Source organism: Algoriphagus oliviformis, from assembly GCF_017254915.1.
GTDB lineage: Bacteria > Bacteroidota > Bacteroidia > Cytophagales > Cyclobacteriaceae > Algoriphagus > Algoriphagus oliviformis.
The window spans coordinates 417,257-439,401 of sequence record NZ_JAFKCT010000004.1; the positions used below are offsets into that span (position 1 = coordinate 417,257).

Here is a 22,145-nt window from a genome sequence, read left to right on the forward strand (position 1 = left end):
CATCTAAAATCCTGACCAATAGAAAATAAGCCAACTTGCCGCCTGACTTTGCAGACATCATTCTTGATACCCTCCCCCATTGATGAAAAATAGTCCTATTCCTCCGAATTGCAAACGCCGACAATTGAAAAACATAGTTAATTTCAGGCAGATGCAGGGACCTACCTCTACCATCCAGAAGGCTTCTCAAAGTTTTTTTAGAAGAAGGTCACCCCGTAAAATACGCCTCCAACTCAGCCATCATCTCGGTCTTTTCACGCAGATCGCGAATCACTTTGCCTTTTTCCAGCAGGACGATGCGCTCGCAGATTTCCGTCACATGGTTTAGGTCGTGGCTGGAGATCAGGAAGGTGACCTTGGAGTTTTCTTTCTCGCGCAGGATCAGCTTCTTCAGCCTAATCTGGGAGCTGGGATCGAGGTTTTCGAAGGGTTCGTCCAAAAAGACCACCTCAGGATTGCCCATCAGTGCGGCCGCGATGCCCACTTTTTTCAGGTTGCCTTTGGACAGGTCACGGATGTATTTCTTTTTCCCCAGCACCTCATCGTTAAACAGCTCGACAAACTTGTCCAGGTGCAGCTTCAGGTCGGCCGCGGACAGACCGTAGATTTTGCGCAGCGTCTCAAAATACTCATCCGGAGTCAGGTAGGCCAGCAGCATGTGCTCGTCCAGATAGGCTCCGGTTCGGGCTTTCCAGTCCTCCGTTTTGCTCACGTCTTCGCCATTGATGGTGACCGATCCGGCCGTGGCCCGCACCAGATCCAGCATGATGCGAAAGAGGGTAGTCTTTCCCGCGCCGTTGTTTCCTACCAGCCCGAAGCATTCCCCCTTGGCAATCTCCAAGGAGGGGACATCGAGGACTACGGCATCTTTGTATTGTTTCTTGAGTTGGGAGATCTGTATCATAGTTCTTGACGGAAGGAAGAGGAGATTTCGTATCGGTTGGACAGCACGCGGTTGATGTTGATTTGGGAAAGGCGCTTGAAGCCGAAAATGCCCGCGACACCCGCCACGCTCAGGGCGAGCAGCCCTACGTAGTCGTTAAACAGCAGGGAAAAAGGCACATAGATCAGGTAAGGGCCGAGCATCATGGGTATCACGATCAGAAACTGCGCGATCCCCACACCCTCATAGTTGAACATGGCCCCTTTGTTCAGGTCCATAGGCTTGGGCTTCCAAAGCGCCAGGTAGATGATCACGTGGACCAATATCCCGACGTTGAACAGGAAGGTGGCCAAGTGGATCAGCAGAAAGTGCCAGCCGAAGTAGACGTAGGGCACCGAGGCGAGAAAGCAGATGATGGAAATCCCGACGAAGAGCAGGTACTTGCCCCGCACCAAAGCCTCGATCCCACTTCTTTGCCGGAGGTAAAAGTCAAAGTTGGACGAGTTCCAGCTCAGGAAAAGCTGTCCATACTGGATCATAAAAATCCCCGTGATAAAGACCCCGACGAAGATAAAGATGAAGCTGAAGCCATCCTCGGTGGTGTAGGCGGGATTGTTGTAAAAGATCAGGCCGTAGAGGAGGAAAAAGCCCGTCATCATCAGGAAAGTCCGGCTTTTCTTATGGCGGATGATCAGCTTCCACTCGACGTTTGCCAGCTCGCCTGCCAGCCCGAAGCGGGAGAAAAAGCCGATGGACTGGTTGACAAAGCGCACGTCCTCTTCCTCGGACAGGTCTTCCAGATAGGCATTGGACACGTAAAACCGGAAGCAAAGCAGGTAGGCCACGACCATCGCCACAGCCATGCCCAGCAGCGGCAGGGGGCTAATCAAGGCATAGTCAAAAACCGGCTGCAGCAGCTCCCCGAGATTGAACCAGCCCATGTAGCTCGATCCGGCTCCCGCCACCAATACGGCGAAAATCACAAACAAGCCAATCAGGCTGTCCTCAAAGCGCTGCTTAAACCACAGCATAAACCAATGCAGCGTCCAGCTCGCCAGTGCGATCGTACCTACCCACATCAGGGCGGCCGGCATGCCAAACTTCCCACTGACCACCTGGATCGCAAACGGTAAGACCAGCAGGATCGCGATGATATTCAGAGGCGACACAAAGGAACGGGTCAGCAGCATGCGGATGATCCTCCTTTTTCCAATCGGGAGATGCAACAGGCTCTCCAATTCCACCACAGGCAGCTTTTGGATAAAGTAGCGGTAAAGAAATTCACCCAGGAAGAAGTAGATCAGAAAGCTGTTGACCAAGGCGATGTGGTCTTGGCCGGGTACTACTTTTTCCAGGATCAGCTTGAGCAAAAAGCCCGCACCTACCACATAGCTGAGCAAGATCAGCCCCAAAAACACCATAAGAATGTTGGCCAGGAGACTCTTTGCAAAAGAAGTGGAGCGTAGGCTTTTGAGAAATTGCAATCGGGCAAGCGTAAAAAACATAGGTACGGATAGGGTTTAGATTCTAAAATGCGACATATACCGAGCTGGCCGAATCGGGGACATGTAGGACTGGTCTTCCACCATCCCGGCCCTCAAGGCCTTCAAAAATCAAAAGTCGTCGTTGATCTCCAGCCAATAGCCGTCGGGGTCGCGGATATAGATCTGCTTCACCCCGTCCACGCGATTGGTGATTTCCCCACTGACTCCGGCCCAGCTTTCGAAGGGATAGCTTTTCGCCCTCATATTGTCCACAAAAGCCCGCATGTCTGGGATGCTAAAGCAAAGATGGTTCACCTTTGACTTTTCCTCCGGCAGCTCTTTGGCTTCGATGAGGTGGAGTGCGGAGCCGCCTCCGATGTCATACCAGGCGTGGAGTCCGTCTTTGAAAGGCTCTTCGATCTCATTCAGCTTCAGCACGTTTTTGTAAAAATCCATGCTCTTGTCCAAGTCGGAGACGTGGACGGCGATATGGTTGACCTTGATCTGCGCGACCGAGGCGAGGGAAACCAAAAACAGGGCTATCGTCAGTAACTTCTTCATGGGATGTCGGGATTTTGCCTTCGATAATAAGGCTTTTTGACCAAAGAAGCCCATTCTATCCGCAAAACCCACCCAAAATATCACCCCGCTTGGACTGAACCCCCACCCCTCTCCATCTTCTCGCTGGGCAAAACAGTCCTAAAAGTCGTCGTTTACCTCAATCCAGTAGCGGTCGGGATCACGGAAAAAAATCTGCCGGATGCCGTCTGGCCGAACATGGACTTCACCTTGATCCCCAGCCCAGTTTTCGAAGGGACAGTTTCTGGCTTTCAGGTTTTGGATAAAAGCGCCCATATCCTCCACGCTGAAGCAGAGGTGGTTGGTCTTGGAGATTTCCTTTGGCGGAGCCAGTGCCAGCTCCTCGATGAGGTGCACAGTCGCACCGCCCCCGATGTCGTACCAGGCATGAAGTCCGTCTTTAAACGGCTCCTCCACCGCTTTCAACCCCAACACTTCCTCGTAGAAAGTCTGGCTAAGCGTCAAGTCGGCGACATGGATGGCAATATGGTTGATCTTGATGGATGGCATAGGCAAGTAGGTCAAAAAAGGCAAAGCCGGTGTATTTCGGCCCAAGATGGCCCCAATTTGGCGAAATGAAAAAAGCCAACCCTTTGCGGATTGGCTTTTCTTGAATTTTCGCAGAGATCACTCTCCTCCATCAGCGGTCAGATCGGTCGCCATCGCTATGCGATCTGCTTCGCCAAAGAGGTTCAGCGCCTGTTGATACACCTCGTTGATATCATTGATGACTCGGTAGAAGGCATTGTCGTCGTAGATCTGACGTCCCAGATGCGCTTTGACCAGCAGCCTCAGGTATTCCTTGGACTTGTTGAAGTCTTTGGAGTCAAACTCCACCTTGTTTTTCTTGCCGTACTCGACCAGATCCATCAGCATCGCGTCGCTCACCTTGTAGTCTTTGTAATACTGGTCTAGGCTCATGGACGAGAAGTTCGCCTTGTTTTTGTTCGCATAGTCCAGGACAAACTCTCGGGAAGCATCCGTGCTAAAGAGACGATTGACATAGGCACTGTTCATGGTCGTGTCGAGCGGCACGAAATAATCCGGCATGATGCCGCCGCCGCCATAGACCGTCCTGCCTTTTTTGGTTTCATATTTTAGGCTGTCGTTGAAGCTGATGCTGTCCGCGGAGAAGAACTCCCCGTGGGTATAGCGATTCATCAGGTCCGTTTCGTAAGCTTCATAGTTATGGTCGTAGGGCTTTTGGATGGATCTGCCGGACGGGGTAAAATACCTCGCGATGGTCAATCTCAGCTCGGCTCCGTCAGAAAGGTCGATCGGCATCTGCACCAATCCCTTGCCGAAAGAACGTCTGCCCACGATCAGGCCGCGGTCGTTGTCCTGGATAGCTCCCGCCAAAATCTCGGATGCCGAGGCTGATCCTTCGTTGATCAGGACGATCACCGAACCTTCCTCAAACATGCCTGGCTTGAAGGCAAAGGCTTTTTGGCTGTATTGGCTGACCTTGCCCTCTTGGGACACGATCAGATCCCGGTCTCCAAGCAACTCGTCGGCCATGTTGATCGCCGCGCCCATGTATCCGCCTGGATTGCCCTGAAGGTCGATGATCAGCTTCTTCATCCCTTTGGACTGCAGGTCTGTCAGGGAGGTCTTAAACTCCTCATAAGTCGTGGCGGCAAAACGGCTCACCTTGATGTAGCCGATCTCGTTGGTGACCATGTAGGAAGCATAGATGCTGTATTGCGGGATCTTGTCCCTGGTGATCTCGTAGGAGATCAGTCCAGGCTGGTTTTTGCGTTTGATGTCCACGACGACCTTGGAGCCTCTTGGGCCTCTCAGGTGGTCAAACACATCCCGGTTGGTGATGCCTATCCCGGCCACGTTCTCCCCGTCCACTTTGATGATCTGGTCTCCGGACTGTATGCCCAGTGCCTCAGATGGGCCACCGGTCAGCGGCGCCACCACGTAGATGGTATCGCGTATGATGCCAAACTCCACGCCTATGCCGTCAAATTCTCCCTCAAGCTGTGACTGAGCCAGGGAAGCGTCCCGAGCAGGGATATAGCTGGAGTGCGGGTCTAGGTTTTCGAGCATCTTGGTGATCCCATATTCCACCAGCTCGTTGGTGTTCACACTGTCCACGTAGTCGCGGTTGATATAGGTCATGATCTCTTGGAGCTTGTACAGCGCAGCCCGCAAGTCGTTCTGGTTGCTTTTTGGCTCCGCAAAAGTCGCCCCAATCCAAATCCCCGCAGAAATGGCCAGTGCGAGAATGATCGGAAGCCGGATTTGTGATTTGGTATTCTTTGTCTCGCTCACTTTTTCTCTGATTTTGTATTCAAGTAACTCAAACTATCGATAAATGATCCATGAAGGAAACCGATTTTAGATAAAATTAACGATTGTTTGTACGGGAGGGGGCGCTAAAGGTCAGATTTATTCCCGTTTTTCCTCCAAAAAAAATTAATTTTGTCCAATGTACTCGAATCGGGATTTCGAAAAGTCGTCTGTTGGTGAACTAGTTTCAGAAAACTATGTCTTTGCGGCTGTCCTGCACTATTTCGGTATCAGCTTCTACCAGTACCCGACAGATTCTTTGGAGAAAGTCTGCCGACGCCACAAGGTCAATCCGCGGACTCTGGTCTCCGAGCTGGAGTCCTGGGCCAAGCGTGTAGATCCCACGCCCGAGGAGCTTTACCTGAACCCCATCGAGCTGCTGGTGGCTTACCTCAAAAAGAAGCACTACTTCTTTGTCCGCCAAGAGCTCCCCTTTCTCTCCAACCTGATCTCTGGCATAGAGCCGGAGCCTCGATTTGGGCCTCTGATGGCTGATCTGCGGATCATGTTCCCGTTGTTTGTGGAGGACTTCATCCACCACATCCACGAGGAGGAAAGCCGCCTCTTCAAGCGCATCGAAGTACTCCAGGACATCGAGGACGGACACTATCAGGTCCGGGATGCGCTGATCATCCTGGAAAAAGACCCCATCCACCTGATGGCAGACCAGCATGAAGTCCATGACGACGAAATGGAAGGCATACGCCGGCTGACCCGGGACTATTTCCTCGAAGCCGATGCGCCGCTGACGATGAGAGTACTCTACCACGAGCTTCAAAACTTTGAGCGGGAGCTCTCCATCCATGCCAAGATCGAGGACGAACTGTTGTTTCCGAAGGCCGTGGAACTGGAGAAAGAAGCGCTCCGCAGAATCCGAAAAAAAATCCAAACCAACTGATGGCCAGAATTCTCGCGATAGATCTGGGAACCAAACGCACCGGCTTGGCCGTTACCGATCCGCTGCAAATCTTGGCAAATCCCCTCGAAACCATCGAAACGAGCCAATTGATCTTCTTTCTGAAAAGCTACTGTGCCAAAGAAGAAGTGGAAACCCTCGTGCTCGGACTCCCCATCCGCCTCGACGGCCAGGACAATGAGATGACCCCAAGAGTAATGAAACTGAAGGAAGACCTGCAGCAGGTTTTTCCCGACAAAAAAATAGCCCTGGTAGATGAGCGATTTACCTCCAAAATGGCCATGCAGAGCATGATCGCCATGGGCAGCAAAAAGAAAGACCGCAGGGAAAAAGCCGGAAACCTGGACAAAGTATCCGCGGCAATCATATTACAATCTTACCTCGAACAGAAATGATTTACCCCATAGTCGCCTACGGCAACCCCATCCTCAAAAAAGAAGCGGAGGAAATCGCCGAAGGCACCGACATCAGTGCCCTGATCAACGACATGTACGCCACCATGGACCATGCCAACGGCGTGGGCCTCGCCGCTCCCCAGATCAACCAGGGTGTACGGCTCTTTGTCATCGACAGCTCCCTGATGCTGGATGAGGACGATGAGGAGAAGGGCATCCGACGCACCTTCATCAACCCCATCATCCTGGACGAGTACGGAGACGACTTTGGCTTCGAGGAAGGCTGCCTCAGCATCCCGGAAGTACGGGCAGAGATCATCCGCCCGGAAAAGCTGACCATCGAATACTTTGACGAAAACTGGAACCTCAAGGAAGAGGAGTTTTCCGGCATGACCGCCCGCGTCATCCAGCACGAATACGACCACCTCGAAGGAATTCTATTCGTCGACTACCTGAAGGGCTTGAAAAAACGCCTGATCCAGTCTAAATTGATCGACGTCAGCAAGGGCAAAGTCTCCACTGACTACCGCATGATCTATCCCCTACGCTAGATGGGACGAAGCCCAGAACTCCGCATATCCTTGGTACAGACCGACCTGCACTGGCAGGACAAGACGGCCAATCTCGCCATGCTGGAGGAAAAAATCTGGGGTCTCAAAGGCAAGACTGACCTGATCGTCCTGCCGGAAATGTTCCCTACCGGCTTCAGCATGGAGGCTTCCAAGCTCGCCGAGCCCATGAACCTGACCGTGTGCAAGTGGATGAAGCAGATGGCCGCCCACACCAAGGCCACCGTCACCGGAAGCGCGATCATCTCCGAGGGCGGAAAGTACTTCAACCGCCTGCTCTGGGTCAATCCGGACGGCTACATCGAGCACTACGACAAGCGGCATCTTTTCCGCATGGCCCAGGAGGAAAAGACTTTTTCCCCAGGACCAAAGCTTCCGGTCTTCAACGTGAAGGGTTGGGAAGTCTGCCCCCAGGTCTGCTACGACCTGCGCTTCCCCGTTTGGTCCAGAAACACCTGGGAAAACGGCGTGGCCAGCTACGACTTGGTCTTCTACATCGCCTCTTGGCCCGCAGCGCGGACTTCCGCTTGGGATGCCTTGCTGCCAGCCCGCGCCATCGAAAACCTCTCCTACTCCCTCGGGGTCAACCGCATCGGCACCGACGGCAACGGAATCCCCTATGTCGGGCACTCGGCGGCCTATGATTTCCGAGGGGAAAAACTTGCCGATCTGGGCGAAAAAGACGAAATCCAAACCGTCACGCTTTCAGCCCAAAAACTGGAAGAGTTTCGGGAAAAATTCCCCGCCTGGAAAGACGCCGACGACTTCAATGTCCTCTGAAATCCATTCCGCTTTAATTCCCCGACTTTACTCGGTCGGGGTTTGACACAAGCCTAATTTTCGTATTTTAGGCGCGAAAAATTCAGACCCTGTCCCTCTTTTTTTGACCGATGGCCGCGGCCAGCACCCAAAAAGCAAACAGGCAAATCCTTTTTAGCATCCTATTGAAACTATGAGTGACCAAACTCCCAAAATCCTTTACACGCTGACCGACGAGGCGCCTGCCTTGGCCACGTATTCCCTACTTCCTATCGTCCAGGCCTTCACCAAATCTGCCGGCGTGCAGGTAGAGACCCGTGACATTTCGCTTTCAGGTAGAATCATTTCCGCTTTCCCGGAATTCCTGAAGCCTGAGCAAGTCATCAACGACGACCTCGCTGAGCTGGGCAAAATCGCCACGACTCCCGAGGCCAACATTGTGAAGCTGCCCAACATTTCCGCTTCCGTACCCCAGCTGAAAGCTGCCATCAAAGAACTCCAGGGCAAAGGCTACGCACTTCCTGACTATCCGGAGGAGCCAAAAACCGAGGAAGAAAAAAGCATCAAATCCCGATACGACAAGATCAAAGGCTCCGCGGTAAACCCGGTCCTGCGTGAAGGCAACTCCGACCGCCGAGCCCCTTTGGCAGTGAAAAACTACGCCAAGAAGCACCCGCACTCCATGGGCAAGTGGGCCAAGGACTCCAAGTCCCATGTGGATAGCATGGAGGAGGGCGACTTCTACGGAAGTGAAAAATCCCTGACCATCGAGTCCGAGACCACCGTGTCCATCGAACTGGTGGGCAAAGACGGCAAAAAGGAAACCCTGAAGTCCGGTCTGAAGCTCAGTGCTGGAGAAGTGATCGACGCTTCTACCATGAGCATTTCGGCTTTGAAGGCGTTTTTGAAGAAAGCCAAAGCAGATGCCAAGGAGAAAGGCGTGCTTTTCTCCCTGCACATGAAAGCGACCATGATGAAGGTCTCCGACCCGATCATCTTTGGCCATGCGGTGAAGGTGTTTTTCGAGCCGGTTTTCACCAAGCATGCCGCTACGCTGGAATCCATCGGCGTGGACGTAAACAACGGATTTGGCGACCTCTTGGCCAATCTGGAAAAATTGCCTGCCGACAAGAAATCCGAAATCCTCGCCGACATCGATGCCTGCTATGCAGACAGCCCGGCCGTGGCTATGGTGAACTCCGACAAGGGCATCACCAATCTCCATGTGCCAAGCGACGTGATCATCGATGCTTCCATGCCAGCCATGATCCGTAGCTCCGGCAAGATGTGGGACAAAGAAGGCAAGCTGCAAGACGCAAAAGCTGTCATTCCAGACAGATCTTACGCTGGCGTGTACCAGGCCACCATCGACTTTTGCAAGGAGCACGGTGCCTTTGACCCGGCGACGATGGGCTCCGTGCCAAACGTCGGCCTGATGGCTCAAAAAGCCGAAGAATACGGCTCACACGACAAGACTTTCGAGATTCCTTTCGACGGAAAGGTAAACGTGGTGGACGCCGCGGGCAATGTACTGCTTTCCCACGAAGTAGCTGCTGGCGATATCTGGAGAATGTGCCAGACCAAGGACGCTCCGATCCAAGACTGGGTGAAGCTGGCCGTGACCCGAGCGAGACTTTCCAGCACACCGGCCGTATTCTGGTTGGATGCCAACCGAGCCCACGACGCCGAACTGATCAAGAAGGTGGAGAAATACCTGCCTGATCACGACACCAAAGGCTTGGAAATCCACATCATGCCTCCTGTGGAGGCAACGATCTTCTCCTGCCAACGAATCAAAGAAGGCAAAGACACCATCTCTGTCACCGGCAACGTACTGCGGGACTACCTCACTGACCTCTTCCCAATCCTCGAAGTCGGCACTTCCGCCAAGATGCTCTCCATCGTTCCGTTGATGAACGGCGGAGGATTGTTCGAAACTGGTGCCGGCGGATCTGCGCCTAAGCACGTGGAGCAGTTCACCCAGGAAGGCCACCTGAGATGGGACTCTTTGGGCGAATTTCTGGCTCTGGCGGTGTCTCTGGAACACCTTGGTCAGACCTTCAACAACCCAGAGGCTCTGCTTCTCGGCGAAACCCTGGACGCCGCGACCGGCAAATTCCTGGACAACGACAAGTCTCCAGCCCGAGTAGTCGGCAAGCTGGACAACCGAGGCGGCCACTTCTACCTGGCCCTTTACTGGGCTGAAGCGCTCGCTGCGCAAAGCAAAGACGCTGGGCTTCAGGCGAAATTCGCCCCCATCGCCAAAGCTTTGGCAGAAAACGAAGACAAGATCGTCGAGGAGTACAACGGCTCCCAAGGCAAGCCAGTGGACATCGGAGGCTATTTCCGACCGGATGCAGAGAAGACCGCGAAGGCGATGACCCCGAGCAAGACCTTCAACGACATCCTTGCGTCACTCGCATAAACCAAGAAAAGCCGGCTCTGTCCGGCTTTTTTTGTCCCTGCTTCCACATCGGTCGCCGGGATAGGAAAACCCACCAAAGCATGGACGAACGCATTTTTGAACGCCTGTGGCAAAAATTTTCAAAGCCGAAATCGTTTGAACTTGAAATGAATGTCATTCGCCCTTGGTAGGGATTAAAGAAGTTTGGGCAGACCGTTTATTTGTAATAACTTAGCCTGCCCTCAGGAAATTTTGACCTCACGTGGTCTCCTGACCCTGTTTTTGGAATCAAACCTATACTCAAAATCAACAATACTTATGAGCAAGATCAAAGTAGGAATCAACGGATTCGGAAGAATCGGACGACTCGCTTTTCGCGTAGCGCAGGAAAGAGAAGACATTCAGGTAGTAGCGATCAACGACTTGATCGATGTAGACTACATGGCCTACATGCTGAAGTACGACTCTACCCACGGCCAGTTTAAAGGCACCGTGGAGGTAAAAGACGGCAACCTGATCGTCAACGGCAACTCCATCCGGGTGACTGCCGAGAAAAGCCCTGCCAACCTCAAGTGGGGTGACGTCGGTGCCGACTACGTGATCGAATCCACCGGCATCTTCCTGACCAAAGAGACCGCTCAGGGCCACATCGACGCTGGCGCCAAAAAAGTGATCATGTCTGCTCCGTCCAAGGACGACACGCCGATGTTTGTCATGGGCGTAAACGAGGACGCTTACACCGATGATATGGTGTTTGTATCCAACGCCTCCTGTACCACCAACTGCCTCGCTCCTATCGCGAAGGTATTGAACGACAACTGGGGCATCGAAGAAGGCCTGATGACCACCGTACACGCTACTACCGCAACCCAGAAAACCGTAGACGGACCGTCTGCGAAGGACTGGAGAGGCGGCCGTGGAGCTGGACAAAACATCATCCCTTCCTCTACCGGTGCTGCCAAGGCAGTAGGAAAAGTAATCCCTGAGCTGAACGGCAAACTGACCGGCATGGCTTTCCGCGTTCCTACTCCAGACGTTTCTGTGGTAGATTTGACCGTGAGACTGAAGAAGCCGGCTAAATACGCCGAAATCTGCGCCAAAATGAAGGAAGTATCCGAGACTACCATGAAGGGAGTTTTGGGCTACACCGAAGACGCTGTGGTATCCAACGACTTCATCGGCGATGCGAGAACCTCCATCTTCGACGCTGAGGCTGGCATACAGCTTTCCGACACCTTCGTGAAAGTGGTGTCTTGGTATGACAACGAGTGGGGCTACTCCAACAAGGTAGTCGACCTGCTGACCTTCATCGCCAAAAAATAATCTCCAAAAGCCCCGAAATTTCGGGGCTTTTTTCGTTTTAAAAGGCAAGTGCACTTAGGCGGGGAAAAATCCCCGGCAAACCGTAAACCTCACGATCATGTATCTGCCTTTCTTTCCCCTGAAACTCGTCGCCTTTCCCGGAGAGGAGCTCAACCTCCACATCTTCGAACCGCGCTACAAGGAACTGCTCTCCGACATCGAGCAAAGCGGCGGCACTTTTGGGATCTGCGTTTACTTGGATAAGCTGAGCAGTTTTGGCACCGAGGTAGCCTTGGAAAAAATCAACAAGCGCTACGACGATGGGCGACTGGACATCCGGCCCCGTGGCCTGCGGGCCTTCCGTATCCTGAGTTTTGACAACCCGATGAAGGACAAGCTCTATGCCGGTGGCACGGTCTCCTTCCTCGGCGACGATCCCAAGATACCGGACTTCCTCCATCATGAGTTTGTTTTTTACCTCAAGGAGATGCTCCGTTTGCTCAACTTCCAGGGGGAATTTGATCCTGGCAAGGCTAACTCCTACACGTTTGCACACAAGCTGGGGCTGAAGCTTGAAGAGGAGCTGGAACTGCTACAGATGGGATCGGAAAGCGCACGAACGGAGTTTCTGATCAGACATTTCAAGCGGATGATCCCGGTCATCAAAGCCGTGGAACAAGCCCGGGAAAAAATCAAGCTGAACGGCCATTTCAAGCACCTAGACCCATTGAATTTTTAGAAATCGGCTAGAGCCAAACCTTGTCAGATACGCGTCAGGGTCATCAAGCGAAAGTCCATCACTTTTCCCTTTGGGATTTGCAGGGCTTTCAGCGACAGCTTGCCGCTGCCTTTGGACAGGCTGATTTTGCCCAGACTCATCTTTCCCCACTTCTGCTCATAGGACTCCTGCCTCGGCACCCGATCCTCCTCGGCACCCACCAGCTGGGGAGTGAAGGGAGCGACCACCTTCCCTTCCAGCACATCATCGCCCATGCGCAGGCTTAGGGTGGAGCCCACGGCCTCTTTCTCGCAGGTGTAGTAGATCTCCACCTCAAACTGTCCATCGGCAAGCACTTCCACCTCCCACGTCAAGCTGTCGCCGACAGAAGTCCAGTTGGTAAAGTAAGAGCTGTTGGGAAAGCGGTTGGAGCGCTGGATGTTACCATGCGCCACGGCGTCCCGGGCCGGCAGCTGGTTATGCTTGAACTCGGGGTGTCCCAAGGGAAAACTTCGCGTATCCTCCTGCGGCAGTTCCAGCGCGACCTCCGCAAGATGACGCTGCTTTACCTCCTTCATCTCGGCAAGCACTTTCGGAAACTGGCCGGAAACCACCTGATTTTGGCCGGGATCGATGCGCAGGTCAAAAAGCTGGTCTTTTTCATCCAGGAGGAAGGCCTCATTTCTCAGGCTTGCCTTTTTCTCCCAGTAGGAGAAAACATAGCGATCCGGCCAAGGGGCTCCGGCTTGCAGGATGAGCGGACTCAGGTCCTTGCCATCCAGCGGCTTCTCGGGGACGTACTTTATCCCGGCGAGCGAAAGGAGGGTTGGGAATAGATCCATCGCACTCGTGACTTGGGACACTGTTTTGCCCGCCTCGATCTTTCCAGCCCACTGCACAAAAAGGGGACTTCTCACTCCCCCCTCGTCCACAGAGCCTTTCTTTCCCTTCAGTCCGCCATTCCATCGGTAGCCGTTTGGGCCATTGTCAGAAAGGAAAAGGATGATCGTGTCATCCAAAAGACCCGCCTCTCGGACACTTTCTATCAGCCTCCCCACGTTCCAATCGATATTCTCGACCATGGCCAGGGCGGCGCGGGTATGTCCTTGGTCCTCTTGCTCAGTATAGCGGTGGGCCGGCAGCGGCTTATCCCGAAAGCGCTCCCAATAAGGCAAAGGCACCTGCATGGGACTGTGGGGCGTATTGTAGGGAAGATAGAGGAAAAAGGGAGCTTCCGAATTCTCCTCCACAAAACCGATGGCCTTGTCTGTCAGGTGATCGATGATAAAGCCCTCTCCCTCGACAATCTTCCCATTGTGCTCCAGCATGGCGTCAAAATAGTTGCCCCAATGCCCCGAGCAAAACCCGTAAAACTCCTCGAACCCCCGGCCATTGGGATGGTAGGGAAACTGCGCCCCGCTGTGCCACTTGCCAAATCCGGCGGTACGGTATCCCGCCCTTCCCAGCACATCGGCAAGGGTGACTTCGTCGAGATCCATGCGCTCTCCTCCCTCAGAAGTGGAATACACGCCCGAGCGGAAATGATGCCGCCCAGTGAGCAGCTCCGCACGGGTGGGCGAGCAGACGGTACTGACGTAAAACCTCTCGAAGGAAACCCCATTTTGTGCCAAGCGATCCAGATTTGGGGTAGCCACGGCGGGATTGCCGGAGATACTGAGGTCTCCCCAGCCCTGGTCGTCGGTGAGGATTAGGATGATGTTCGGGCCTTGGCCTGGGCGCTCCTTTTGCGGAATGGAGTCCGCCTTTGTCACCTGCCACGGCAGTAGTGCGAAAAGGCAAACACCAAAAAACAAGCATAGGACCCGATGCGAAACGGGCTGATGATTTTTCCCCATAGTATCAAAAAAGACTCAAAATATACGCCCACAGATCTGGTATGCCAAACGCCTACCGACCTAAGCCCTAGGCTACTTCAATCCGAACTCGATCAACTCAAATCGATTGCCCCAAGGGTCGCGAAAAAAGCAGCGATCCCTTCCTTCAATGAGCGAAGAAAAAGCCACGTCGATCCCCTGCGTTTTCAGAAACTCCTTAGCCCCTTCCAGATCACCCACCTCAAAAGCCGGATGCCTGCCGGACTGGACTGGCGATAGATCTTCCTCCCGCACGTGGAGCTCAGCGTCTCCCATCGCAAACCAAAGCGCACCATTGGGATGGTCCCCGGGGATCTCCCGCAGCTTGAGCGTCTCCCCGTAAAAACTCCGGGCATCATCCCTCGCCCCCAAGGGAATACAGATCAGGACATGGTCTATTCGCTTAAAATCTATCATGGCAACTCTTGAAAAGTGAGAGTTTCCAAAACTAGCACAGAATCCGCTTCCCGCAAACGTGGCTTCTCCTATAGGGCTAAAAACAAAAAAGCAGACCTATCGATCTGCTTTTGTGATCCCGCTGGGGCTCGAACCCAGGACCCATACATTAAAAGTGTATTGCTCTACCAGCTGAGCTACGGAATCCAATTTCTACAAACAAAAAGCGGAACGTAATTCCGCTCATTTTTTTTTTGTGATCCGCTTAGGATTCGAACCTAAGACCTACTGCTTAGAAGGCAGTTGCTCTATCCAGCTGAGCTAGCGGACCTGGACGACTATCTCTAGTCAAAATTAAGTCGGGGTGGCAGGATTCGAACCTACGACCTCCACATCCCAAATGTGGCGCGATACCGGGCTACGCTACACCCCGAAACTTTTTTAAGAATTTTTCCAACCGACACGTTTGCCAATTGAGGGATTCGAACCTACGGACTTCCCGATTCCTATCGGGACGAGATACCGGGCTACGCTACACCCCGAAACTTTACTTTTTCACTCCTTGCGAGTAAACTTGTGATCCCGCTGGGGCTCGAACCCAGGACCCATACATTAAAAGTGTATTGCTCTACCAGCTGAGCTACGGAATCGGACCTTTATCTATTCAGGGCTACTTTTTAGCCCTTTTTCTCAAATCTTAAATCTTCCAATTTGGCTTCCTGGCCTTGCTTTTTGCCAGATCATTGCCGTAATTGGACTGCAAATTTATGACTCTGATTTCTAAATGCCAAGCCTCAAATCAATCTTTCTGACAAAACTTTCTATATTTTTTCTCCTGTTTTTACAAAGTATTCATTGTCAGGCCAATGTACCGCAACTTCTGGTAGCAGATTCTTTGTTTCAGCAAAGAAGCTACAAAGAAGCCATGGAAATCTACCAGACCAACTACCAGCTGGGAATCTATTCGCCTTCGATGCTGCTGAAAATGGCCTTCATTTCTGAGGGAATCGGAGACAAGGAAAACGCCACCCTTTACCTCTCCAAGTACTACGACCTCAGCCCAAATCCGCAGACCATCACCAAAATCAAGAGTCTGACCGGCCAATCCGAATTGGTAGGCTATCAGGTCAGCGACGGAATGCGCTTCGTCCTCTTTCTGGTGGAGTTTAAGGAAATTATCGTGGGGGCACTCACGCTCTTCCTAATCATTTCGCTGATTTTCCTTTGGTCCAAAGGCAACAAGCTGACAGAGGCAAGGTTCTATTGGCCCTCGGTGATCCTGATTACGCTCATCTTTGCCACCAACAACTTCCTCAAAGCCCAAAACGCCGCGCTGGTCACCAACAGCCCCACGCTGATCGTATCCCAGCCCAGCGCAGGCGGAGAACTGGTGGATCTCGTAGAGCCCGGTCATCGGGTCAAAATACGGGCCTCCAAGGATATCTGGTACGAGGTAGAATGGAAAGAGAAGACGGCCTACATCCGCAAGGACAACGTCACAAGACTCTAGCACAACCCGAGCACCCCAAAAACGAAAGAAGCCCCGGATTTCGGGGCTTCTTTCGTTTAAAGTTTTTTGATCATCACGTTTCGGTAGTGAACCACATCTCCGTGGTCTTGCAGGGCGATCTTGCCCTTTTTGTATTTCCCAAAGCCCGGCATGTCCTTAAACTTGCTGTCGGCGACCAGCGCTTCCCACTCCGGTGTCCAGAGCGTGGTAGAGACGACGGTCACCCCGTTCAGGATAAGATCCAGTTTGCCTTGGTTGACGATCACCTCGGCTTGGTTCCATTCCCCGACCGGCTTGGCCATTTCCTGGCTGCTGATGATCAGGTCATAGAGATCTCCGGCGCGGTGGCTGATGATCTTGCCGTCAGGATGGCCGTCGTTGTCCAAGACCTGCATCTCCAGACCGGTCTGATAGGTACGCTCAAACTCCGGCGACTCATGCACCAAGAAGATGATGCCGCTGTTGCCATTCTGGGAGATTTTCCATTCCGTCTTGAAATGAAAGTTTTCGTACTCCTCATTGGTCACGATGTCGCCACCGTCTCCATCCGCCCAATTGGCCTTATTGGCTGCGTCGAGGAAAAACTCGCCGTTTTCCACCTTCCAGCCCTTGCCTACTTCTCCTCCACCATACTTGGACCAGCCATTGAGTGTCTGGCCATCAAAAAGGGAGATCCACTCCTCGGCAGGCGCGGCGACTACAGCCGTAGAGTCTTCCGCTGCGGCTTCTTCTGTTTTGGGAGAAGAGCAAGCGGCGAGAATCCCCGCCGCCGCTATCATCGATAGATATGTTTTTCGCATTGCTTATTTTTTGAGAAGCAGGATGTATCGTACCATGTCCTTGGCATCCTCTTCACTGAGCGCAGGGTGCGGGGACATCATCACTTCACCCCATACGCCGGCACCGCCAGCGAGCACCTTGGCGGCCAGCATGCTCACGTTTTCCTCGGTGCTCTCATACTTGGCCGCGATATCCGCGTAGGATGGACCGATGATCTTGCGGTCGATCATGTGGCAAGTGGCACAGTCGGAGTTCTTCACTTTTTCGATGCCTTTGATGTAGATGGGATCGTCCTTGTATTTGTCTTCCAGGCTCATCTCCGGTGCTGGGGCAGCTGCCTCAGTCGCTGGCGCCGCGGCCTCACTAGACTCTGCCGCCTTTTCTCCTCCTCCGCACGCAAATGCCAGACCTGCGATTATTGCGAACATTAAATTGCGCTTTCTCATTTGTTGGTTTCTAGGTTTTGTACTTGGTTTTTGAATTGAATAATTGGGTTTTGCCGATCCACGGAACTACTTCTTGCCTTGGGCCTTTGGAAGCTCAGCCCTTCCGGCAGGGAAGTCAGCGCATCGACAGGACAATTTTACTATTTTTTTGCAGGGGCAATCAAATTCCGAGGATCTTTCTGTTGAACGCCTCGTCTGCACCCACACCTGCGAAGTCGTCAAAGGCCTTCTCGGTGACCCGGATGAGGTGGCTGTCGATAAACGGCGCACCCTCTGCGGCACCCTGCTCAGGATGCTTGATGGCGCACTCCCACTCCAGTACCGCCCAGCCGTCGTAGTCGTACTGCGAAAGCTTGCTGAAGATGCCAGCAAAGTCCACTTGGCCATCGCCCAGGGATCTAAAACGGCCCGCTCGCTCTACCCAGCCCTGGAATCCTCCGTACACGCCTTGCTTTCCGGTAGGGTTAAACTCGGCATCCTTTACGTGGAAGGCTTTGATACGCTCGTGGTAAAAGTCGATAAACTGCAGGTAGTCTAGGCACTGCAGTACAAAGTGGCTCGGATCATAGAGGATGTTGGCGCGCTTGTGGCCGCCTACTTTGTCCAGAAACATCTCGAAAGAAATCCCGTCGTGCAGGTCCTCCCCGGGATGCAATTCGTAGCACACATCGACGCCGTGCTTGTCAAATTCGTCGAGGATCGGCAGCCAGCGCTTGGCCAGCTCTCCAAAACCGGTATCCACCAGTCCTGCTGGGCGCTGTGGCCATGGATATACCGTATGCCACATCAGCGCGCCGGAGAAGGTCGCATGGGCCTTCAGGCCCAGATTGGCCGAGGCCTTGGCCCCATACATCAGCTGCTGGGTGGCCCATTCGGATTTGCCTTTGAGGTCGCCTTTCAGATTGGCGGGGGCAAAGCCGTCAAACAGCTCGTTGTAGGCAGGATGCACCGCCACCAGCTGGCCTTGCAGGTGGGTAGAAAGCTCGGTAATCTCCAGGCCCGCGTCGGCCACGATCCCCTTGATCTCATCCGCATAGGTCTTGCTCTCGGCGGCCTTTTGCAAGTCGATCATACGGGCATCCCAGCTGGGGATCTGGATCCCTTTATACCCTAAGTCAGCCATGTACTGGCTGATGTTTTTCAGGTTGTTGAAGGGGGCTTTGTCATCGGCAAACTGTGCCAAAAAGATTGCAGGGCCTTTGATAGTTTTCATATAGTTACAATTTGGTTTTTTATCGACAATCTGGCTATGGACTTCAACCGTCCTGCAAGACTGCCTTTGGGCTTGAGTGTTGCAAAAATTATTTCTCTACGACGAAAGGAGTCCATTTTGTCTCGGACTTGGTGCTCGCCAGTACATGCTCGATGAAAGCCATCCCACGGATGCCGTCTTCGATGCCTGGATAGTCTTCCCACTCCCACTTGGGGGTCTGTCCCTCCCGGTCTGCGTAGATACAGCGGGCAAAGTTGCGGTATAGGTTGGCAAAAGCCTCCACATAGCCCTCGGGGTGTCCTGCCGGTGTACGGGTATTTTCCTGGGCCAAAGAGCCCAAGTAGCCGGTACCGGCCCGGTAGATTCTCGCAGGCTCTCCCGGAAAACGGACCGTCAGGGAATTGTTGAGCTCCTGCTCCCATTCCAGGCCGCCTTTTTCTCCATAGACCCGCACTTTGAGGTTGTTTTCGCAGCCGGTGTCAGTCTGTGAAGCCATGAGCACGCCGGAGGCGCCATTTTCGAAGCGGAGCAAAACCACCCCATCGTCGTCAATCGGACGGCCCTCGATCTTGATGTAAAGATCGGCGCAGAGCTGGGATACTTTTTCCCCGGTGATGTATTCGGCCATGTGAAAGGCATGGGTACCGATGTCGCCCATGCATCCCGCGAGGCCGTTTCTGGCCGGATCTGTCCGCCATTCCGCCTGCTTGTTGTTCTCCGTTTCGAGCAGCTTGTACAGCCAGCCCTGTGGATACTCCACATAGACCTTGCGTACTTTGCCGATTTCGCCATCGGCGATCATCTGCTTGGCCTGCTTGATCATGGGGTAGCCGGAGTAGGTATGGGTCAGGAGAAAACGCCTGTCGGAGTTTTTGACCGCATGGTAAAGATCCTTTGCCTCCTGGTAGTTGAGAGTCAGCGGCTTGTCCAAGGCTACGTGAAAACCGTATTTCAGCGCCTTCACGGTAGGGTCAAAGTGCACGTTGTTTGGCGTCACGATGGCCACCACATCCATGCGCTGTCCCTCCGGCAGCTGGGATTCTTTCTCATACATTTCGTCGTAAGAGCCATAGACCCGTGTGGGGTCGAGCATGAGCTCCTCGCCGCGTTGCTTGGACTTGGCCGGATTGGAGCTGAAGGCTCCGCAGACCAGTTCAAACATTCCGTCCATCAGTGCGCCGTTGAGGTGGATGGCACCGATGAAGGAACCCGGGCCTCCGCCTATGAGACCCAGTTTCAATTTTTTAGCTGTTGACATCGGTCAAAAGATTAGTTTATCAGGTTATTTGAGTTGGAAAATACGATTTGGATGGAAATTTCGGAGTTTCGGGGACTTAGGACAGGCTAATATGATCAATTGTCACAAGGAGTTATGAATGGCTTTGTCAAAACTTTTCAGTCCCTTACTTAGGATTCTCAAAGGAGATGCTTAAAATACAGCAAAAAGCACAAATTCTAAATTTTAGCGAAGAAATTCCCGTTCCCACCCCCTCCGGCTGCCCATGACTTTTCCGATCCGATTCCGCCTCTCCCTGATGATGTTTATGGAGTTTTTCATCTGGGGATCCTGGTTTGTCACCATGGGCACCTTTCTGGGCAGCAACCTGGCCGCCAGCGACGGGGATGTCTCCCTGGCCTTTTCCACACAGTCTTTTGGGGCCATCATCGCTCCCTTTGTCGTTGGCCTCATCGCCGACCGCTACTTTCAGGCGCAGCGCATTTTGGGCATCATCCACCTCATCGGATCCTGGCTGATGTACCGACTGTACCAGAGCGGGGACTTTTCGGAGTTTTTCCCCCTCCTGCTGGTGTACATGATCCTCTTCATGCCCACCCTGGCCCTAGTCAACTCCATTTCTTTCAACCAAATGACCAACCCCGCCAAGCAGTTTTCGACCGTGAGGGTTTGGGGGACGATAGGATGGGTAACGGCCGGCATATTGATCAGCGCCTTTTCCTGGGACAGCCCCGAAGGCTTGTCTGCCGGCCTCCTGAAAAACACTTGGCTGATGACCTCCATCGTTTCCCTGGCCATGGGCCTGTATAGCATGACGCTTCCGGACACGCCTCCGAAGGCCAAAACCGACGGGAGTTTCAGCCTATCCCGGATGCTTGGACTGGATGCCCTGGCCCTGCTCAAAGACCGCAACTATGCCATCTTTTTTCTCTCCTCCATATTAATATGTATCCCGCTGGCTTTCTATTACCAAAACGCCAGCCCCTTTCTGACCGAAATCGGGGTCAAAAATTCCACCGGAAAGATGGCTCTCGGGCAGGTCTCCGAGGTCTTGTTTATGCTGGCGCTCCCGATCTTTTTCTACCGCTTTGGGCTGAAGAAGACCTTGATCGTGGCGATGCTGGCCTGGGCGCTGCGCTACACGCTGTTTGCGCTAGGTGATGCGGACTCGGGACTCTGGATGCTGATGGGAGGCATCCTGCTGCATGGCGTGTGCTATGATTTCTTCTTTGTCAGCGGGCAGATCTATACCGACTCACATGCGGGAGGGGAATTCAAGTCCTCCGCCCAGGGCCTGATCACGCTGGCGACCTATGGCCTGGGGATGCTGGTCGGATTTTGGGCCGCCGGGCAGATTTCCGATTACTATCTCGATGCTGCCGGAGATCACGACTGGAGATCAATTTGGCTGGTTCCGGCTGGCATTTCCGTTTTGGTTTTACTATTTTTCATCTCTTTTTTCAAAGGAGAAAAAGAACTCTCTCACCAATAAACCCCTTAACTATGAATTTTGACTCTAGCAGAAGGTCTTCCTTCAAGAAAATGATCCTGGGAGGAGCTGCAATGGGTACCATGTCTTCCTTCGACTGGAAGGAAGACCAAGCACCTCTCCAACTCAAGGGCAACATCAAGCATGGCGTCTGCGCCTGGACTATGCCCTCGCTGAGCCTGGACGAGCTCTGCGTAGCGGTAAAGAAAATCGGCTTCAACGCCATCGATCTGGTGGGACCGGGCGGCTGGGATACCCTCAAAAAACACGATGTGGAATGCTCCATGTGCAACGGCGCCGAGCTCGGCATCCCCAAAGGCTGGAACGATCCCCAATACCACGAGCAACTGATTAAAAACTACACAGAGCTGATCCCCCAAGTCGCCAAGTATGGCTACAAAAACCTGATCTGCTTCTCCGGAAACCGCAACGGCATGGACGATGAAGTAGGGATGAAAAACTGCGCCGAAGGCCTCAAAAAAATCATCGGGGTAGCCGAAAAACACAACGTGATCATCCAGATGGAATTGCTCAACAGCAAGGTCAACCACAAAGACTACATGTGTGACCTCTCCCCTTGGGGCGTGGAGCTCTGCAAGATGATCGGCAGCGAAAACTTCAAGCTGCTCTATGACATCTACCACATGCAGATCGACGAGGGCGACATCATTCGCAGCATCCAGACCAATGGCCAATACTTCGGCCACTACCATACGGCCGGTAACCCGGGACGAAATGAACTCGACGAAAACCAGGAGATCAACTATCCGGCCGTGATGCGCGCCATCCTGGCCACCGGATACAAAGGCTACGTATCCCATGAATTTATCCCTAAATCAGACGACAAAATCGCTGCCTTGGCGCAAGCCGTGCAGGTCTGTGACGTGTAACTA

21 protein-coding genes and 4 tRNA genes are annotated in these 22,145 nt (G+C 53.2%); 10 read left to right on the forward strand and 15 right to left on the reverse strand.

What is annotated here, in order from left to right; all coding sequences use genetic code 11:
* Positions 1–208: 208 nt before the first annotated feature.
* The 5 genes from J0A68_RS12345 to J0A68_RS12365 all read right to left on the reverse strand — a co-directional run bounded on the left by J0A68_RS12345 (position 209) and on the right by J0A68_RS12365 (position 5,226).
* Complete coding sequence (locus J0A68_RS12345; RefSeq protein WP_206578513.1) at positions 209–904, reverse strand: ABC transporter ATP-binding protein; 696 nt, start codon at positions 902–904, stop codon at positions 209–211.
* On the reverse strand, positions 901–2,388 hold the full coding sequence (locus J0A68_RS12350; protein WP_206578514.1) for a DUF5687 family protein: 1,488 nt from the start codon (positions 2,386–2,388) through the stop codon (positions 901–903). Before J0A68_RS12350 ends, J0A68_RS12345 begins: the two co-directional genes overlap by 4 nt.
* Positions 2,389–2,496: 108 nt before the next feature.
* Positions 2,497–2,928 (reverse strand): VOC family protein, encoded by a 432-nt coding sequence (locus J0A68_RS12355; protein WP_206578515.1) that lies wholly within the window; start codon positions 2,926–2,928, stop codon positions 2,497–2,499.
* A gap of 138 nt (positions 2,929–3,066) precedes the next feature.
* On the reverse strand, positions 3,067–3,456 hold the full coding sequence (locus J0A68_RS12360) for a VOC family protein (RefSeq protein WP_206578516.1): 390 nt from the start codon (positions 3,454–3,456) through the stop codon (positions 3,067–3,069).
* Between the two features lie 117 nt (positions 3,457–3,573).
* Positions 3,574–5,226 (reverse strand): S41 family peptidase, encoded by a 1,653-nt coding sequence (locus tag J0A68_RS12365; RefSeq protein WP_206578517.1) that lies wholly within the window; start codon positions 5,224–5,226, stop codon positions 3,574–3,576.
* Positions 5,227–5,383: 157 nt separating this feature from the next.
* On the opposite strand from J0A68_RS12365, the gene J0A68_RS12370 reads away from it, so the two are divergent.
* From J0A68_RS12370 to J0A68_RS12400, 7 genes are all read left to right on the forward strand, one after another.
* A complete protein-coding gene (locus J0A68_RS12370) occupies positions 5,384–6,142 on the forward strand; it encodes a hemerythrin domain-containing protein (RefSeq protein ID WP_206578518.1) in 759 nt (252 codons plus the stop codon).
* Positions 6,142–6,555 carry a Holliday junction resolvase RuvX gene (gene ruvX, locus J0A68_RS12375; RefSeq protein WP_206578519.1) on the forward strand — a complete coding sequence of 138 codons (414 nt, stop codon included), beginning with the start codon at positions 6,142–6,144 and terminating at the stop codon, positions 6,553–6,555. Before J0A68_RS12370 ends, ruvX begins: the two co-directional genes overlap by 1 nt.
* A complete protein-coding gene (gene def / locus J0A68_RS12380; protein ID WP_206578520.1) occupies positions 6,552–7,106 on the forward strand; it encodes a peptide deformylase in 555 nt (184 codons plus the stop codon). Before ruvX ends, def begins: the two co-directional genes overlap by 4 nt.
* The gene (locus tag J0A68_RS12385; protein WP_206578521.1) at positions 7,107–7,904 is read left to right on the forward strand and encodes an amidohydrolase; all 798 of its coding nucleotides are present in this window, start codon (positions 7,107–7,109) and stop codon (positions 7,902–7,904) included.
* 172 nt (positions 7,905–8,076) lie between these two features.
* Complete coding sequence (locus tag J0A68_RS12390; RefSeq protein WP_206578522.1) at positions 8,077–10,308, forward strand: NADP-dependent isocitrate dehydrogenase; 2,232 nt, start codon at positions 8,077–8,079, stop codon at positions 10,306–10,308.
* Between the two features lie 297 nt (positions 10,309–10,605).
* Positions 10,606–11,610, forward strand: coding sequence for a type I glyceraldehyde-3-phosphate dehydrogenase (gap, locus tag J0A68_RS12395; RefSeq protein WP_206578523.1), 1,005 nt, complete (start codon positions 10,606–10,608; stop codon positions 11,608–11,610).
* A 97-nt stretch (positions 11,611–11,707) separates the two neighbouring features.
* Complete coding sequence (locus tag J0A68_RS12400; protein WP_206578524.1) at positions 11,708–12,328, forward strand: LON peptidase substrate-binding domain-containing protein; 621 nt, start codon at positions 11,708–11,710, stop codon at positions 12,326–12,328.
* A gap of 23 nt (positions 12,329–12,351) precedes the next feature.
* On the opposite strand, the gene J0A68_RS12405 is transcribed toward J0A68_RS12400, so the two are convergent.
* From J0A68_RS12405 to J0A68_RS12430, 6 genes are all read right to left on the reverse strand, one after another.
* Positions 12,352–14,079 (reverse strand): arylsulfatase, encoded by a 1,728-nt coding sequence (locus J0A68_RS12405; RefSeq protein ID WP_206578525.1) that lies wholly within the window; start codon positions 14,077–14,079, stop codon positions 12,352–12,354.
* A 156-nt stretch (positions 14,080–14,235) separates the two neighbouring features.
* Complete coding sequence (locus J0A68_RS12410) at positions 14,236–14,598, reverse strand: VOC family protein (RefSeq protein WP_206578526.1); 363 nt, start codon at positions 14,596–14,598, stop codon at positions 14,236–14,238.
* A gap of 113 nt (positions 14,599–14,711) precedes the next feature.
* A tRNA-Lys gene (locus J0A68_RS12415) sits at positions 14,712–14,784 on the reverse strand.
* 50 nt (positions 14,785–14,834) lie between these two features.
* Positions 14,835–14,908, reverse strand: a tRNA-Arg gene (locus J0A68_RS12420).
* Between the two features lie 28 nt (positions 14,909–14,936).
* A tRNA-Pro gene (locus J0A68_RS12425) sits at positions 14,937–15,010 on the reverse strand.
* Positions 15,011–15,154: 144 nt separating this feature from the next.
* A tRNA-Lys gene (locus J0A68_RS12430) sits at positions 15,155–15,227 on the reverse strand.
* 275 nt (positions 15,228–15,502) lie between these two features.
* Between J0A68_RS12430 and J0A68_RS12435 the strand changes: the two genes are divergently transcribed.
* Positions 15,503–16,087, forward strand: coding sequence for an SH3 domain-containing protein (locus J0A68_RS12435; protein WP_236025561.1), 585 nt, complete (start codon positions 15,503–15,505; stop codon positions 16,085–16,087).
* Between the two features lie 56 nt (positions 16,088–16,143).
* Here J0A68_RS12435 and J0A68_RS12440 read toward each other — a convergent pair whose 3' ends face one another.
* The 4 genes from J0A68_RS12440 to J0A68_RS12455 all read right to left on the reverse strand — a co-directional run bounded on the left by J0A68_RS12440 (position 16,144) and on the right by J0A68_RS12455 (position 19,784).
* On the reverse strand, positions 16,144–16,887 hold the full coding sequence (locus J0A68_RS12440; protein ID WP_206578528.1) for a DUF1080 domain-containing protein: 744 nt from the start codon (positions 16,885–16,887) through the stop codon (positions 16,144–16,146).
* 3 nt (positions 16,888–16,890) lie between these two features.
* Positions 16,891–17,295, reverse strand: a complete 405-nt coding sequence (locus J0A68_RS12445; RefSeq protein WP_236025562.1) for a c-type cytochrome — start codon at positions 17,293–17,295, stop codon at positions 16,891–16,893.
* A 178-nt stretch (positions 17,296–17,473) separates the two neighbouring features.
* Positions 17,474–18,526 carry a sugar phosphate isomerase/epimerase family protein gene (locus J0A68_RS12450; protein WP_206578530.1) on the reverse strand — a complete coding sequence of 351 codons (1,053 nt, stop codon included), beginning with the start codon at positions 18,524–18,526 and terminating at the stop codon, positions 17,474–17,476.
* Between the two features lie 88 nt (positions 18,527–18,614).
* A complete protein-coding gene (locus tag J0A68_RS12455; RefSeq protein ID WP_206578531.1) occupies positions 18,615–19,784 on the reverse strand; it encodes a Gfo/Idh/MocA family protein in 1,170 nt (389 codons plus the stop codon).
* A 244-nt stretch (positions 19,785–20,028) separates the two neighbouring features.
* Between J0A68_RS12455 and J0A68_RS12460 the strand changes: the two genes are divergently transcribed.
* A complete protein-coding gene (locus J0A68_RS12460) occupies positions 20,029–21,255 on the forward strand; it encodes a nucleoside permease (protein ID WP_206578532.1) in 1,227 nt (408 codons plus the stop codon).
* An 11-nt stretch (positions 21,256–21,266) separates the two neighbouring features.
* Positions 21,267–22,142, forward strand: a complete 876-nt coding sequence (locus tag J0A68_RS12465; RefSeq protein ID WP_206578533.1) for a hydroxypyruvate isomerase family protein — start codon at positions 21,267–21,269, stop codon at positions 22,140–22,142.
* The last annotated feature ends 3 nt before the right edge of the window (positions 22,143–22,145 follow it).

Coding starts and splice junctions, on each gene's coding strand:
- J0A68_RS12345 (WP_206578513.1), bottom strand. CDS start 904: ATGATACAGATCTCCCAACTCAAGAAACAATACAAAGATGCCGTAGTC.
- J0A68_RS12350 (WP_206578514.1), bottom strand. CDS start 2,388: ATGTTTTTTACGCTTGCCCGATTGCAATTTCTCAAAAGCCTACGCTCC.
- J0A68_RS12355 (WP_206578515.1), bottom strand. CDS start 2,928: ATGAAGAAGTTACTGACGATAGCCCTGTTTTTGGTTTCCCTCGCCTCG.
- J0A68_RS12360 (WP_206578516.1), bottom strand. CDS start 3,456: ATGCCATCCATCAAGATCAACCATATTGCCATCCATGTCGCCGACTTG.
- J0A68_RS12370 (WP_206578518.1), top strand. CDS start 5,384: ATGTACTCGAATCGGGATTTCGAAAAGTCGTCTGTTGGTGAACTAGTT.
- ruvX (WP_206578519.1), top strand. CDS start 6,142: ATGGCCAGAATTCTCGCGATAGATCTGGGAACCAAACGCACCGGCTTG.
- def (WP_206578520.1), top strand. CDS start 6,552: ATGATTTACCCCATAGTCGCCTACGGCAACCCCATCCTCAAAAAAGAA.
- J0A68_RS12385 (WP_206578521.1), top strand. CDS start 7,107: ATGGGACGAAGCCCAGAACTCCGCATATCCTTGGTACAGACCGACCTG.
- J0A68_RS12390 (WP_206578522.1), top strand. CDS start 8,077: ATGAGTGACCAAACTCCCAAAATCCTTTACACGCTGACCGACGAGGCG.
- gap (WP_206578523.1), top strand. CDS start 10,606: ATGAGCAAGATCAAAGTAGGAATCAACGGATTCGGAAGAATCGGACGA.
- J0A68_RS12400 (WP_206578524.1), top strand. CDS start 11,708: ATGTATCTGCCTTTCTTTCCCCTGAAACTCGTCGCCTTTCCCGGAGAG.
- J0A68_RS12410 (WP_206578526.1), bottom strand. CDS start 14,598: ATGATAGATTTTAAGCGAATAGACCATGTCCTGATCTGTATTCCCTTG.
- J0A68_RS12435 (WP_236025561.1), top strand. CDS start 15,503: ATGGAAATCTACCAGACCAACTACCAGCTGGGAATCTATTCGCCTTCG.
- J0A68_RS12440 (WP_206578528.1), bottom strand. CDS start 16,887: ATGCGAAAAACATATCTATCGATGATAGCGGCGGCGGGGATTCTCGCC.
- J0A68_RS12445 (WP_236025562.1), bottom strand. CDS start 17,295: ATGTTCGCAATAATCGCAGGTCTGGCATTTGCGTGCGGAGGAGGAGAA.
- J0A68_RS12450 (WP_206578530.1), bottom strand. CDS start 18,526: ATGAAAACTATCAAAGGCCCTGCAATCTTTTTGGCACAGTTTGCCGAT.
- J0A68_RS12455 (WP_206578531.1), bottom strand. CDS start 19,784: ATGTCAACAGCTAAAAAATTGAAACTGGGTCTCATAGGCGGAGGCCCG.
- J0A68_RS12460 (WP_206578532.1), top strand. CDS start 20,029: ATGACTTTTCCGATCCGATTCCGCCTCTCCCTGATGATGTTTATGGAG.
- J0A68_RS12465 (WP_206578533.1), top strand. CDS start 21,267: ATGAATTTTGACTCTAGCAGAAGGTCTTCCTTCAAGAAAATGATCCTG.